Below are 14,336 nucleotides of genomic sequence, written 5' to 3' on the forward strand. Positions count from 1 at the left end.
ATACCGGCGGCCTCGGCGCGGCGCAGCACATGCACGATCATCGGCTGGCCCGCGATATCGGCGAGCGGCTTGCCGGGCAGGCGGGTGGCGGCCATGCGGGCCGGGATCAGCACCAGGATGCGAGGATCAATCATCGGGTCAAGAGCCTGCAAACAGGGCGTTTTCCGCGCCGAGAAATGGAGTGGGGACGGGTTGAAAGCCGGGTCGCTTATACGGGTTGCCAGACCCCGGGCAAACCGATATCTCAATGGCAAAACTCGGGGAAACAATAGGGAACGTTTGATTCTCCCGAGGCTCGTCCTGGCGGCCGATTGCGCCGCTGTTTCCTTCTTGCGGTGGGGCCTGGCCGGAAATGGACTCTTTCGAACTCAATAAAATCATGGGTGCCGTGCTTGGTACCTGTCTCTTTCTCTTGGTGACCAGCTTTACCGCCCAGGCTCTTTTCTCGCCCAAGATGCCGGAAAAACCCGGCTTCGAGATCGCCGTGAAGGAAGATGCCGGCCACGGCAAGGAAGGCGGCGCTGCCGCCGCAGCTTCCGAGCCGATCGAAAAGCTGCTCCAGACCGCCTCCGTCGAAAAGGGCTCTGCAGCCGCCAAGAAGTGCGGCGCCTGCCACACCTTCGAAAAGGGTGGCCCGAATCGCGTTGGTCCCAACCTCTATGGCGTCGTCGGCGAGAAGAGGGGCGAAGGCCGCGGCGGCTTCAACTTCTCGGCTGCCATGAAGGCCAAGGGCGGCACCTGGACGTTCGACGACCTCAACAAGTTCATCGCCAATCCGAAGGGCTTCATCCCGGGCACCGCGATGGGCTTTGCCGGTATTCCCAAGGATTCCGAGCGCGCTGATGTCATTGCCTATCTGAATTCGCTGTCAGAGCACCCTCAGCCGCTGCCGACGGCGTCGAAGTAAGGCCTCAAGAACCTGTCTTGGAATATGCGGCCAGGCTGAAAAGCCTGGCCGTTTCCGTATCCGGGCCTCGCGACGAATTTATCGGGGCGTTTGGCCGCATCCGATAGGTCGCCGGGCCTTTCAAGATGAGGAAAAAGCAACATATTCGGTCGAAACCTCGCCTATATTGGGAACTTAAAGGAGTAGCCTCCTTCAAGACAGGGATGTTGATTTGGCCATTACCCGACGCGATCTCCTGCTCACCGGCACTGCTGCCGCAGCGCTTCCCGCCCTTGGTTCCCTGGGCAGCGTTCCCGTCATCGGCGCAGCACGCGCGCAATCCGCCAGTGAGCTACCTTGGCGCCACGCGTTATCCCTGTTCGGAAAGGTCAAGTACCCCGCTGACTTCAAGCGCTTCGACTACGTCAATCCGGAAGCGCCGAAGGGCGGCATCGCGCGCCAGATCGCCGTCGGCACCTTCGACAACTTCAACATCGTTGTGTCAGGTGTGAAGGGGCAGGTCGCCGGCGCCGTCGCATTCATCTACGAATCCCTCACGACGCCCTCGCTCGACGAGGTATCGACGGAATATGGCGCGCTGGCCGAGGCCGTCAGCCATCCGGATGACTTCTCCTACGTGACTTACCGCTTGCGGCCGCAGGCCAAATGGCACGACGGCAAGCCCGTTACCGCGGACGACGTGATCTTTTCGCTCGATTCCTTCAAGAAGCACCACCCGATGTACTCGGCCTATTACAGCCATGTGGTGAAGGCCGAGAAGGTCGGCGAGCGCGAGGTGAAGTTCGTATTCGACGCGCCGGGCAACCGCGAGCTGCCGCAGATCGTGGGCCAACTCACGGTCCTGCCGAAGCATTGGTGGGAAGGGACCGACGCGCAGGGCCGCAAGCGCGATGTCTCCGCGACCACGCTCGAAGTGCCGCTCGGCTCCGGTCCCTACAGGATCAAGGACTTCGTAGCAGGGCGGTCGATCGCGCTGGAGCGCGTCAAGGACTATTGGGGCCGCGACCTGCCGGCCAATCTGGGCCGCAACAATTTCGACGAGCTGCGCTACGAATATTTCCGCGATGCCACCGTGGCGATCGAGGCTTTCAAGGCCGACCAGGTCGATTGGCGTACAGAGAACAGCGCGAAGAACTGGGCGACCGCCTACGACTTCGCGGCCGTGACGGAAAAGCGCGTGATCCTCGAGGAGTTCGCCAATCGCAGCTCGGGCGTGATGCAAGCCTTCGTGCCGAACCTGCGCCGCGCCAAATTCAGCGACCCCCGCGTGCGGCGTGCGCTCAACTACGCCTTCGACTTCGAGGAGATGAACAAGCAGATCTTCTACGGCCAGTACAAGCGCATCAACAGCTATTTCGACGGCATCGAAGATCTGATGGCAACCGGCTTGCCGCAGGGCAAGGAGCTCGAGATCCTCGAGACCGTCCGTGCTCAGGTCCCGCCCGAAGTCTTCACCACGGCCTACAGCAATCCGATCGGCGGCAGTCCGGAAGCCGTGCGCGACAATCTTCGCGAGGCGCTGCGCCTGTTCAAGGAGGCCGGCTACGAGGTGCGCGACCGCAAGCTGACCGACGTCAAGACCGGCGCCCAGTTCACCCTGGAATTGCTGAACTCGGATCCGAGCTTCGAGCGAATCACGCTGTTCTACAAGCCGTCGCTGGAGCGGCTCGGCATTGCCGTCAGCGTGCGGACGGTCGATCCGACCCAATACGAGAACAGGACACGCGAGTGGGATTTCGACATCGTCACCAACTCGTGGGGCGAGTCGCAGTCGCCGGGCAACGAGCAGCGCGAGTTCTGGTCGTCCAAGACGGCTGACATCGCCGGCTCGCGCAACATTGCCGGCATCAAGAATCCGGCGATCGACAAGCTGATCGAGCGGGTCATCTACGCGGCCGATCGCGACGATCTTGTCGCTGCAACCAAGGCGCTCGACCGTGTACTGCTGTGGAATCACTATGTCGTGCCGCAGTGGACCTATACGAAGGTGCGCACCGCGCGCTGGGATCGTTTCGGCCGGCCCGCCGAATTGCCCCGATATGGCCAGTCTGGCTTCCCGTTCATCTGGTGGTACGACGCAGACAAGGCGGCGCGGATCGCAAAGAAGTCGTGAAGGACATCCCCCGCATGACGCAGATGTCACGCCGCCATGTGCTGGCCTTGGGTGTTGGCGGCGCCCTCGGTGCGTCGCTGGGCGCGCGGCCGATGCGTGGCGCGCATGCGTCGGAAGCCGGGATTGAGGCTCACGGCATTTCGGCGTTCGGCGATCTCAAATATCCCGCCGACTTCCACCATTTCGACTACGTCAACGTCGATGCGCAAAAGGGCGGCGCGTTCTCCCTCATTCCGTCGGTGCGCGCCTACAACCAGTCCTACCAGACCTTCAACTCGCTCAACGCCTTCATCCTGAAGGGCGACGGCGCGCAGGGCATGGACATGACCTTCGCACCGCTGATGGTGCGCGCGAACGACGAGCCTGATGCGATGTACGGGCTCGCGGCCAAATCCGTTCAGATATCGCCGGACAGGCTGGTCTACCGCTTCACGATGCGGCCGGAGGCGAAATTCCACAACGGCACGAAGCTCACCGCGCATGATGCGGCGTTCTCGCTGATGGCGCTGAAGACCAAGGGCCATCCCTTGATCCTGGTGCAGCTGCGCGACATGGTCGGCGCGGAAGCGATCGACGATGCAACGCTCGTCGTCACCTTTGCCAAGGGTCGCGCGCGCGACGTGCCACTCTATGCAGCGAGCCTGCCGATCTTCTCGAAGGCGTACTACGCGTCCCGCCCGTTCGATGAAACGTCTCTGGAGATCCCGCTGGGCTCGGGTCCGTACAAGGTCGGCAAGTTCGAGGTCAATCGCTACATCGAGTATGAGCGGGTGAAGGACTGGTGGGGCGCCGATCTGCCGCCCTGCCGCGGCACCTATAATTTCGACATTGTGCGCTATGAGTTCTACCGCGATCGCGACGTCGCCTTCGAGGGGTTCACCGGCAAAAATTATCTCTACCGTGAGGAGTTCACGTCCCGCATCTGGGCGACGCGATATGATTTCGCCGCCGCCAAGGAGGGGCGAGTCAAGATGGAAGTCGTGCCCGACGAGACGCCGTCGGGCGCGCAGGGCTGGTTCATCAACACGCGACGTGAAAAATTCAGGGACCCGCGGGTGCGCGAGGCCCTGATCAATGCGTTCGACTTCGAATGGACCAACAAGACCATCATGTACGGCGCCTATGCCCGCACGGTGTCGCCTTTCCAGAACTCCGATCTCATGGCGAGCAACGGGCCTCCGTCGCCGGAAGAACTGAAGCTGCTCGAGCCGTTCCGGGGCCAAGTCCCCGACGAGGTGTTCGCAGCGCCTTTCTCCCCGCCGATCACGGACGGATCCGGACAGGATCGCAGCCTGCTGCGCAAGGCGCAGCAATTGCTGACCGATGCCGGTGTGCCGATCAAGGACGGCAAGCGCGTCCTGCCGAACGGTGAGGTCTTCCGCATCGAATTCCTGCTGGACGAGCCCTCGTTCCAGCCGCACCACGCGCCCTATATCAAGAATTTGGGGACGCTGGGCATCGAGGCCAACATCCGGCTCGTCGATGCCGTGCAGTACAAGGCGCGCCAGGAAGATTTCGACTTTGACATGACGATCCAGCGCTTCAGCATGTCGGCGACGCCGGGCGATGCCATGCGCGCATTCTTCTCGTCGCAGGTCGCGGCGACCAAGGGGTCGTACAATCTCGCGGGCATCGCCAGTCCGGCCATCGATGCCATGATCGAGAAGATCATGGCAGCCGACAGCCGCGAGGAACTGACCGTCGCTTGCCGCGCCTTCGATCGCCTGTTCCGCGCCGGCCGTTATTGGGTGCCACAATGGTACAACAAGACGCACCGGCTGGCTTATTGGGATCAGTTCGGCCATCCGCAGAAGCTGCCGCGTTATGCCAATGGCGTCGGCGCGCCCGACATCTGGTGGCATGAACCCGCCAAGGCCGCCAAGCTCGAGCAGGCGAAATAATCATGAGCGCCTATATCGCCCGCCGCATCCTCCTGATGATCCCGACGCTGCTGGGGATCCTCTTCGTGTCTTTCGTCGTCGTGCAATTCGCGCCGGGCGGCCCGGTCGAACGCGTGATCGCGCAGCTCTCCGGAGCTGACACCGGCGGCACCTCGCGCATTTCGGGCGGCAGCGACTTTGCGCAGCGCGCGCCCGGGCAAGTCGGGGCCGGCGGCGATGCCGTCAACTCGAAATATCGCGGCGCGCAGGGTCTTGATCCCGATTTCATCAAGAAGCTCGAGGTGCAGTTCGGCTTCGACAAGCCGGCACCGGAACGCTTCGCACTGATGGTGTGGAATTTCGCCCGCTTCGATTTCGGCAAGAGCTATTTCCGTGACGTCAGCGTTCTGCAGCTGATCAAGGAGAAGCTGCCGGTTTCGATCTCACTCGGCCTGTGGCTGACGCTCCTGACCTATCTGATCTCGATCCCGCTCGGCATCCGCAAAGCGGTCAAGGACGGCACACGCTTCGACACCTGGACGTCGACCGTGCTCGTGCTCGGCTATGCGATTCCCGGCTTCCTGTTCGCAATTCTCCTCATCATCCTGTTTGCCGGCGGCTCCTTCTTCAACTGGTTCCCGTTGCGCGGACTGACCTCCGACGGCTGGTCGCAGTTCCCCTGGTACTGGAAGATCATCGATTACTTCTGGCATCTCACGCTGCCGCTGATCGCCATGGGGCTCGGTGCGTTCACCACCATGACGTTCCTGACCAAGAACTCGTTCCTGGACGAAATCCGCAAGCAGTACGTGATGACCGCGCGCGCGAAGGGCTGTAGCGAGAATCGGGTGCTTTATGGGCACGTCTTCCGCAATGCGATGCTGATCGTGATCGCAGGCTTTCCCAGCACCTTCATCCACGCCTTCTTTTCCGGCTCGCTCCTGATCGAGACCATCTTCTCGCTGGATGGGCTCGGGCTGCTCAGCTTCGAGAGCGTGCTCAACCGCGACTATCCCGTGGTGTTCGGCACGCTCTATATCTTTTCGTTGGTCGGCCTCGTGATCAACCTGGTTTCCGACCTGACCTATATGTGGATCGACCCCCGGATCGATTTCGAGGCGCGGGAGGTCTGATGACGATTACCGCACCGACGCCGATCGAGACCACCACCCAGTCCCCGCTGGGCGAGATCGTTCCGATCACGCGCAAGCCGTTCGCTCCATCGCCGCTCAACAAGCGGCGGTGGCAGAATTTCAAGGCGAACCGCCGCGGCTACTGGTCGTTCTGGATCTTCATTGCGCTGTTCGTGGTCTCGCTGTTCGCAGAGCTGATCGCCAACGATCGGCCTTTCCTGATCAAGTTCGACGGCCGTCTCTACTGGCCCGCTTTCGTGACCTATTCCGAAACGACCTTCGGCGGCGACTTCGAAACCGCGGCTGACTACCGCGATCCCTATTTGCAGAAGCTGATCAAGGAGAAGAACGGCACCATCGTCTGGCCGCTGATCCGTTATTCTTACGACACCCACAATCTCGACCTCCCGACGCCTGCGCCGTCGCCGCCGACATGGATGCTGACGGAGAAGCAATGCCAGTCGGTGGTGGAGAAGAAGGGGCTGAAGAGCTGCCGCGACCTCGAATACAACTGGCTCGGCACCGACGATCAGGGGCGCGACGTGGTCGCACGGCTGATCTACGGCTTCCGCATCTCGGTGCTGTTTGGCCTTTGTCTCACTATCGTCTCGTCCGTCATCGGCATCGCAGCGGGCGCGGTGCAAGGCTATTTCGGCGGCCGGGTCGATCTCATCTTCCAGCGTTTCATCGAGATATGGACGGCGATCCCCTCGCTCTATCTTCTCCTGATCCTGTCTTCGGTCCTCGTGCCCGGCTTCTTCGTGCTGCTCGGCATCCTCCTGCTGTTCTCTTGGGTTTCGCTGGTCGGTCTCGTGCGGGCCGAATTCCTGCGCGGGCGCAACTTCGAATACATCCAGGCGGCGCGGGCGCTCGGTGTCTCCAACCCGATCATCATGTTCCGCCACCTGCTGCCGAACGCGATGGTGGCGACCATGACGTTCCTGCCCTTCATCGTGTCGAGTTCGGTGATGACGCTGACGGCGCTGGATTTCCTGGGCTTCGGCCTGCCGCCGGGATCGCCTTCGCTCGGCGAATTGCTGTCGCAGGCCAAGTCCAATGTGCAGGCGCCCTGGCTCGGCTTCTCCGGCTTCTTCTCGGTCGCGAGCATGCTGTCGCTCCTGATCTTCACCGGCGAAGCCGTGCGCGACGCCTTCGATCCGCGCAAGACGTTCAGGTAAGCCGATGGACGCGATCAACCAGCCCCTGCTTGCCGTTCGCGACCTCTCGGTGGCCTTCCACCAGGGCGGCGCCACGACGCTTGCGGTCGACAAGGTCTCGTTCCAGATCAAGCGCGGCGAATGCCTGGCGCTGGTCGGTGAATCCGGCTCCGGCAAGTCCGTCAGCGCGCTCTCGATCCTCAAGCTCTTGCCCTATCCGAACGCCTCGCACCCCTCGGGCAGCATCCGCTTCAAGGGGCAGGAGCTCATCGACCGTTCCGAGCAGGAGATGCGGGAGATTCGCGGCAGCGATATCTCCATCATCTTCCAGGAGCCGATGACCTCGCTCAATCCGTTGCACACGATTGAGGCGCAGATCGGCGAGATCATCCAGCTGCATAATCCAACCAGCAATGCCGAGGCGCGCAGGCGGACGCTGGAGCTGCTGACGCAGGTCGGCATTCCCGAGCCGGAGACGCGGCTGAAGAGCTATCCGCATCAACTCTCCGGCGGTCAGCGCCAGCGCGTGATGATCGCGATGGCGCTCGCCAACGAGCCGGATCTGTTGATCGCGGACGAACCGACGACGGCGCTCGATGTCACCGTGCAGGCGCAGATCCTGGCGCTGCTCGCCGAGATCCGCTCGCGGCTCGGCATGAGCCTGCTCTTCATCACCCACGATCTCGGCATCGTACGCCGCATCGCCGACACCGTCTGTGTCATGAAGAGCGGCGAGATCGTCGAGCAGGGACCTGTCGAGCAGGTCTTCAAGTCGCCGAAACATCCCTACACGCGCGATCTGCTCGCGGCCGAGCCGAAGCCGGATCCGGCGCCGCCGCAGCCGGATGCGCCGGTCGTGATGTCGGCCAACGACCTGAAGGTCTGGTTTCCGATCAAGCGCGGCCTGATGCGCAAGACGGTCGGCCACATCAAGGCGGTCGACGGCGTCAGCGTCGCCGTGCGCAGGGGCGAGACGCTGGGCGTCGTCGGCGAATCCGGCTCGGGCAAAACCACGCTGGGGCTGGCGCTGCTGCGACTGATCTCGTCGAACGGACGCATCGTGTTCTTGGGGAAGGACATCCAGGGCCTGCGTTTCAAGGAGATGCGGCCGTTCCGGCGCGACATGCAGATCGTGTTCCAGGACCCGTTCGGCTCGCTCTCACCGCGCATGTCGGTCGCCGATATCATTGCCGAAGGTCTCTCCGTGCATCAGCCGACGCTGTCGCGCGAAGAGCGCGAGGCGCGCGTCGTCAAGGCACTGGAAGACGTCGGGCTGAAGCCCGATACCCGCAACCGCTATCCCCATGAATTCTCCGGCGGCCAGCGCCAGCGCATCAGTATCGCGCGGGCGGTGGTGCTGGAACCGGATTTCGTCGTGCTGGACGAGCCGACCAGCGCGCTCGACATGCTATTCCAGGCGCAGATGGTCGATCTGCTACGCGAGCTCCAGCGCAAGCGCGAGCTTACCTACATGTTCATCTCGCACGATCTGCGCGTCGTCGCTTCGCTCGCGAGCCACCTGATCGTGATGCGCGGCGGCAAGGTCGTCGAAGAGGGACAGGCCGCAGAGCTGTTCAAGACCCCGAAGACGGATTACACGCGGGCGCTGTTCGCGGCGGCGTTCCGGCTCGAGACGGCGGGGAACGGGGCGGCCGCGACGTAGTCTGTCATTCCCGGGCAGCGCGAACCCCGGGGACGCTTCCAAGGCGGGCTGTGCTTGACCCGTCGCGTTGATTTACGCGGCGCGATCCTTGTCCGACTGGTCCTCGGCCGCGGTCGCAGTTTCTTCCAGCCGCTTTTCGTAATTGCCCGCGAGCCTCTCGATGCTGTCGGCCCACATCCTCAGCATTGAAATCTGAAAGTGCATCATCGGCTTCAAGGCATTCATGCCGATTGCTGTCGCTGCGGCGATGCGCCGTTCTGGGTCGCGCGCGAAACGGTCTGCATTGGTCTTGTCTGCCATGCTGTTCGCTCCTTCGCTCTGGTGTTATGGCCTGAAAGCTAGCTGTCGTGTTTTGAACCGCGTGCTTCTAAACATTCAGCCAAAACTTGATCCGCCGCGAGTCGCGCGCATTGGTTGTCTTGCAATTCATCCAGCTTTTTCAAGTAGGCGACTGCGGCTATTTGCAACAGATCGAAATCATCTTCGCCGGCATCGCGAAGATTGGCGATGTAGCGGTGGAGGGCGGAACGCCTGCTATCATTCTCGCTGATGCCGCTGTGGAGCAGCAAATAGTTCCGCCAAGCGAACGCACACGCGCCTTCTCTGGCCTGAGAACTCATGGGCACCTCCCAAAGCCAGAGAAAGACTGACGACGCGTTTCGTTCCGCAAAGCTCTCAGATGTAACGTTTGTTCCGTAGCTGCGCCGCAAGATGCCCATTGGACGGGGTCGATGCGTCCGATACGTCAACAACCGCGTCCGGAACCTGTTCGGATGCCGAGAAAGCTCGCGTTTACGATGATCCGCGGCCCTAGAGCCGCTTGATCGCGACGACTTCGCTGCCGGCCTGCTTGATCCGTGCGATGGCCGACTCGATCGGCTCGATCACCGTCGCCATGTGATGCGCGTTGGCGTGAACCATGGTGCTGCCATCGCGGACGATCGCGACATGTCCCTTCCAGAAGACCAGATCGCCGCGCAGCAAGCTGCTCCGCTCATGCGGATCGAGCGCGCGGCCGAGCCCGGCCTGCTGCATGTCGCTGTCGCGCGGGCAGCCGATGCCTGATGCTGTCAGCGAGACCTGAACGAGGCCGGAGCAATCGATGCCAAAACTGCTCTTGCCGCCCCACAGGTAAGGCGTGCCGACGAAGCGCTCGGCGACAGCGACGTAATCCGGCTCGCGATGATCGAGCGGGGTGAGATGGAACTTCGGCAGATACCTGCCGTCGCGCGTCACGGCGAAGATTCCGTCTTCGCGCGCCACCGCGAGCCTGGATCCCATCACGAGCGTCTCAGCCGGCGGCAGCTTGATCGAGGGACCGGGAAACGCAAACGTCCGCAGCGCGCCCACCTTGTGGGTCGGGGCGGCTGCCGGCTTCGTCAACGCCGCATCCGGCAGCCAGCCGACATAGCCATCGCCATTGAGCTGGCCCCACGCCCAGCCTTCGCCGTTGCGGTCGTAGACCGTGACGCGTTCGCCGCGCAGTGCCTCCGTCATCAGCATCGCGCTCGAAGACGGTTGCTCGCGCACCGGCGCGACCGGTTCGACCACCTCGAGTTCCTCGCCGGTGACGAAGCGATCCGCCTCGATCTTGCCTTCGAGATACTTCGCCGCAAGGTCGCCCCGCGCCGGCGTCAGCCGCGGATCGTATTTTGGATCATGCATAGCGCTCGCTCAGCAAGGTGTAGATGGCCCGCGCGGCCTGGCACTCGCCGCCTTCGGGGCGTGCGGGCTTGGCCGACGGCGTCCAGCCGTAGATGTCGACATGCAGCCAGCTCCTGGCCTGCTCGACGAAGCGTTGCAGGAACAGCGCGCAGGTGATCGAGCCGGCAAAGCCGCCTGATGGCGCGTTGGTGATGGTGGCCGTCTTGGAGTCGAGCCAGGCATCGTAAGGCGGCCACAGCGGCATGCGCCACAACGGATCGTTCTCCTGCACCGCGCAGCGCGCGAGGTCGGCGGCAAGGGTCTCATCATTGGTGTAAAAGGGCGGTAAATCCGGCCCCAGTGCGACGCGGGCCGCGCCGGTCAGCGTGCCCAGATCGATCAGCAGATCGGGCTTCTCCTCGTCGGCCAGCGCCAGCGCGTCGGCGAGCACCAGGCGGCCTTCCGCATCCGTGTTGCCGATCTCGACCGTGATGCCCTTGCGCGAGGTGAAGATGTCGAGCGGGCGGAAGGCGTTGCCCGCGAGCGCGTTCTCCACGGCCGGAATCAGCACGCGAAGCCGCACCTTCAGCTTCGCGTCCATCACCATGCGTGCCAGCGCCAGCACATTGGCGGCGCCGCCCATGTCCTTCTTCATGATCAGCATGCCGCTCGACGGCTTCAGGTCGAGCCCGCCGGTGTCGAAGCAGACGCCCTTGCCGACCAGCGTCACCTTGGGATGATCAGGATCGCCCCAGCCGATATCGATCAGCCGCGGCGCGCGGCTGGAGGCCATTCCGACGGCGTGGATCAACGGGAAATCCGTCTCCAACTCTTCGCCGATGGTGCAGGCGAAACTTGCACCGAACTCGGCCGCGAGCGCTTGCGCGGCGGCAGCCAGCTCCGCCGGCCCCATGTCGTTGGACGGTGTGTTGATGAGGTCGCGCGCGAGCATTGCGGCATCCGCGATCCGCTCGATCCCGGCCGCATCGACGCCATCAGGCGGCACCAGCCGGACGTCGGGACGATCAGCCTTGCGGTAGCGCGCGAAGCGGTAGCATCCCAGTGCGAAGGCGAGCGCCGCCAGCCGTGCATCATGTGGGGCATTGGCAAAGCGATAAGTGCCCGGCGGCAGAAGCCCCGGCAGGGCGCCAGACCGGAACAGGTCGCGCGATCTTGCACCCTCGTCCTCGAGGCCGAACAGCACCTGCGCAATTGCGCCGTCCGGCGCAGGCAGTGCCAGATAGGCGCCCGGCTTGGCGGTGAAGGCGCATGCCGTGGCGAACAGCCGTTGCGGCGGCGGCAGCGTTTCGGCGACCTGATCCCAGCTCGATTTGGTGACGAAGGTGATCGGGATGGCGGTGGGCGACGTCTCGAAGACAGAAGGCATTGGCGGGTCCCGATCGTCAGATCAAACGGGTCATACGAACGGACGAGACTTCGCAGAGTTTGGCCGCTGCTGCAATCGGCTTTGCCTGTCACCGTTCAGCGAGCCGCTACTCGCGGCAAGGGGGCCATGCTAGGTTCCGGCAACGGTGGCCAGGGATGCAAATCGGGCGACCGGCGACAAAGCGTCGGGAGGAAGGTGCAATGGAATTTGTGTGGAGCGTGGTCACATTCATCGGCCAGGCCGTCGAGGCGATTTTTGGCTATGTCGAGCACCACCACTGGATCTTCGCGCTCCTTGCCGGCGGTTACGTCTTCTATCTCCATGACCGATCCGTCCACGCCCGGTTCGATGCGCTGGACAAGCGTGTCGACGAAATCCGCAAGCGGCTTGCCATCGAATATTGATCGGACGAAACGAAACCGCTGTACGGCAGGACTCGTATCTCATGTTGAGAACTGCCGTTCACGCGAGCGCGGCCGCAGGGCTTTACTCGCGCCGCGGTTGTGGCATGATTGGCCGATATTTTAGATTGTGTCGCGCGCCTCTGCACGCATCGTGCGAGAACGCGGCGGCACGCGGTTGATACTTGCCCGAGGCCCATCCTAACCCGGGCTGCGACCGGCCAATCTGTTCGTCGAAGGCATTTCTCGCATCGTTTTGGGCGACGCAGCATTGGCAAATGAGCGGCGCAAATGGATAGATCGTTCGTTATTGCGCAGATTTCCGACCTGCATCTGGACGGGTCGGGCCGGCTGCTCCCGACGATCGAGGCGCTCAGTGCCGCTCTCCGCGAGAGGATGGCGGACCTCGCCGATGTCCCCGATCGCATCCTGCTGATCACGGGAGATCTCGTGGACGATCCGACGCCGCGCGCGCTCGACGAAGCGCTGGCCGTCATCGCGTCCCTCCGGCAGACCGGTGTGTTCACCGACATCCAGGCCGTTGCCGGCAATCACGACGTCAAGCGGCCGAGCCAGTGGGCCGGCCGTCACGACGTCTATGATTACCTGCATCTGCCGCGGACCTCGAAGAGCGTCTATTACCGGCAGGGTGGTCTCGACCTGGTGCTGCTGGATTCCAACCGCGCAAGCCTGACGACGCTTGCGAGCGGCCATATCGATGAGGGCACCTACAACGCGATGGTCGCGGATTCCGCCCGGCTGAGCGTCGAGCTCGCGGGCAGCATAGGGTCTGCGGGGCGTGCCGATTATGCCGAGCCGACGGAAAACCTGGTGCGCGTGCTGGCCCTGCATCATCATCCGCTGCCGCAGGCGACGGGAGAAGGAAAGCGCTTTCTCGGCGCGCCCGATGAGCCGCTGATGTATCTGGCAGCGCCCGGAACCTTCCTCGAAGCGGCAACCTCCCTCAACGTCAATCTGGTTCTGCACGGTCACCGGCATGTCGAGGGACTGACCCGCTATTCCATCCCCGATCCACGTGCGATCTCGAGCGAGAGCGGCGAAGCGTTCTGGCGCACGATCTACGTGCTCTCCTGCCCATCCTCGACCGGGCAAGCCGGCGACGATGCCGGCTTCAACATCGTCCATTTCGGTCCCTCGTACCGCGCTGGCCGCACGGACTACCGCTTCGCGATCACGCGCTATTCCAGGCCGCGTAACGGTGGCGCTTTCGGGCTGCTCGATTCCAATCTGCCGGACGGAATCATCAGGCTGCCGGCAGGGCGGGACTTTTCCCGCGATCCGGCGGTCCAGTCGGCGATCGAGATCGCCTCATGCGCCTCGCTGAAGCGGGATCAGGTCGCGGTGATCGCCCGCCGATTGTTCATGCGTCGCGGCTTTTACGATGAAGCCGAACCGGACTGGGCGAGCGCGTTCTACACTTACGTCGTCTCGTCTCATGCCTGGACGGACCTCGAAGGCAAGGTCGCGAGGTCCGGGCCGAGGTCCGACATCGACGCATTGTCCGCGGTGAGAACACGGCTCAATCGATTGATCGCGCAATCCGCCGATGTGCTCGGCGTCGATCGCGCTCAGCTCGATGAGCTCTCCGGCAGGCGCTCGATCAACCGTGATGATTTCCTGCGCCAACTGCCGAGGCTGTCCCGCGAGGGCGTCGATGCCCGGCAGCCGGCGCGACAAAGGCGGCAATTGCTGCGGGACCTGAACGAACAGGTGAAGGCACTCGGCCTCAATCTGGACCTCGGCGGTGAGGCGCCGCCGCAAACGTCGCCCTGAGAGGTGCGGGCAGGGGAGCGGCGTTAACCGGCCGTTAGGGTTAACAGTCTATTGCTGGCGCGTTCGGCTCGATCAATCGGCTCGAGAGTCAAGGCGTCATGCGTCAACGGTTCAGTCCTGCCAGGCTTCTTGTGTCCACGTCGGTGGTCGCGGCATTGGCCATGGGCCTCGGCGGCTGCACGGCCATGTCGAAACTCTCCGACGTGACGGGCTCGGTCGGGGGGGCGCGGGCCGAGGCCGCTCCCACCGATCGCGGG

12 protein-coding genes and 1 pseudogene are annotated in these 14,336 nt (G+C 63.2%); 8 read left to right on the forward strand and 5 right to left on the reverse strand.

Annotated features, from left to right (window positions below; genetic code table 11):
- A pseudogene (locus tag MOV75_RS09750) lies at positions 1 to 134 on the reverse strand (3-deoxy-manno-octulosonate cytidylyltransferase); the annotation flags it as partial.
- A 218-nt stretch (positions 135 to 352) separates the two neighbouring features.
- Here MOV75_RS09750 and MOV75_RS09755 point away from each other — a divergent pair.
- The 6 genes from MOV75_RS09755 to MOV75_RS09780 all read left to right on the forward strand — a co-directional run bounded on the left by MOV75_RS09755 (position 353) and on the right by MOV75_RS09780 (position 8,853).
- Positions 353 to 907 carry a cytochrome c family protein gene (locus MOV75_RS09755; protein ID WP_247005541.1) on the forward strand — a complete coding sequence of 185 codons (555 nt, stop codon included), beginning with the start codon at positions 353 to 355 and terminating at the stop codon, positions 905 to 907.
- A gap of 211 nt (positions 908 to 1,118) precedes the next feature.
- Positions 1,119 to 3,020, forward strand: coding sequence for an extracellular solute-binding protein (locus tag MOV75_RS09760; RefSeq protein WP_246923878.1), 1,902 nt, complete (start codon positions 1,119 to 1,121; stop codon positions 3,018 to 3,020).
- A 14-nt stretch (positions 3,021 to 3,034) separates the two neighbouring features.
- A complete protein-coding gene (locus MOV75_RS09765) occupies positions 3,035 to 4,921 on the forward strand; it encodes an extracellular solute-binding protein (RefSeq protein WP_246923880.1) in 1,887 nt (628 codons plus the stop codon).
- Between the two features lie 2 nt (positions 4,922 to 4,923).
- Positions 4,924 to 6,033: a microcin C ABC transporter permease YejB gene (locus tag MOV75_RS09770; protein ID WP_246923883.1), complete on the forward strand. Its 1,110-nt coding sequence runs from the start codon at positions 4,924 to 4,926 to the stop codon at positions 6,031 to 6,033.
- Positions 6,033 to 7,211: an ABC transporter permease gene (locus MOV75_RS09775; RefSeq protein WP_246923888.1), complete on the forward strand. Its 1,179-nt coding sequence runs from the start codon at positions 6,033 to 6,035 to the stop codon at positions 7,209 to 7,211. The genes MOV75_RS09770 and MOV75_RS09775 overlap by 1 nt, the downstream gene beginning before the upstream one ends.
- Before the next feature lie 4 nt (positions 7,212 to 7,215).
- Positions 7,216 to 8,853, forward strand: a complete 1,638-nt coding sequence (locus MOV75_RS09780) for an ABC transporter ATP-binding protein (RefSeq protein ID WP_247005543.1) — start codon at positions 7,216 to 7,218, stop codon at positions 8,851 to 8,853.
- A 72-nt stretch (positions 8,854 to 8,925) separates the two neighbouring features.
- On the opposite strand, the gene MOV75_RS09785 is transcribed toward MOV75_RS09780, so the two are convergent.
- The 4 genes from MOV75_RS09785 to MOV75_RS09800 all read right to left on the reverse strand — a co-directional run bounded on the left by MOV75_RS09785 (position 8,926) and on the right by MOV75_RS09800 (position 11,884).
- The gene (locus tag MOV75_RS09785; protein WP_246923893.1) at positions 8,926 to 9,153 is read right to left on the reverse strand and encodes a hypothetical protein; all 228 of its coding nucleotides are present in this window, start codon (positions 9,151 to 9,153) and stop codon (positions 8,926 to 8,928) included.
- 38 nt (positions 9,154 to 9,191) lie between these two features.
- On the reverse strand, positions 9,192 to 9,473 hold the full coding sequence (locus MOV75_RS09790) for a hypothetical protein (RefSeq protein ID WP_246923896.1): 282 nt from the start codon (positions 9,471 to 9,473) through the stop codon (positions 9,192 to 9,194).
- Between the two features lie 190 nt (positions 9,474 to 9,663).
- The gene (locus MOV75_RS09795) at positions 9,664 to 10,518 is read right to left on the reverse strand and encodes a C40 family peptidase (protein WP_246923899.1); all 855 of its coding nucleotides are present in this window, start codon (positions 10,516 to 10,518) and stop codon (positions 9,664 to 9,666) included.
- Positions 10,511 to 11,884: a M17 family metallopeptidase gene (locus MOV75_RS09800; RefSeq protein WP_246923902.1), complete on the reverse strand. Its 1,374-nt coding sequence runs from the start codon at positions 11,882 to 11,884 to the stop codon at positions 10,511 to 10,513. The genes MOV75_RS09795 and MOV75_RS09800 overlap by 8 nt, the downstream gene beginning before the upstream one ends.
- A 200-nt stretch (positions 11,885 to 12,084) precedes the next feature.
- On the opposite strand from MOV75_RS09800, the gene MOV75_RS09805 reads away from it, so the two are divergent.
- Together MOV75_RS09805 and MOV75_RS09810 are read left to right on the forward strand one after the other, a co-directional pair.
- A complete protein-coding gene (locus MOV75_RS09805; protein ID WP_246923905.1) occupies positions 12,085 to 12,288 on the forward strand; it encodes a hypothetical protein in 204 nt (67 codons plus the stop codon).
- A 288-nt stretch (positions 12,289 to 12,576) separates the two neighbouring features.
- Complete coding sequence (locus tag MOV75_RS09810) at positions 12,577 to 14,079, forward strand: metallophosphoesterase (protein WP_246923910.1); 1,503 nt, start codon at positions 12,577 to 12,579, stop codon at positions 14,077 to 14,079.
- The last annotated feature ends 257 nt before the right edge of the window (positions 14,080 to 14,336 follow it).

Origin of the sequence: Bradyrhizobium sp. PRIMUS42 (assembly GCF_023006515.1) — a bacterium.
Taxonomy (GTDB): domain Bacteria; phylum Pseudomonadota; class Alphaproteobacteria; order Rhizobiales; family Xanthobacteraceae; genus Bradyrhizobium.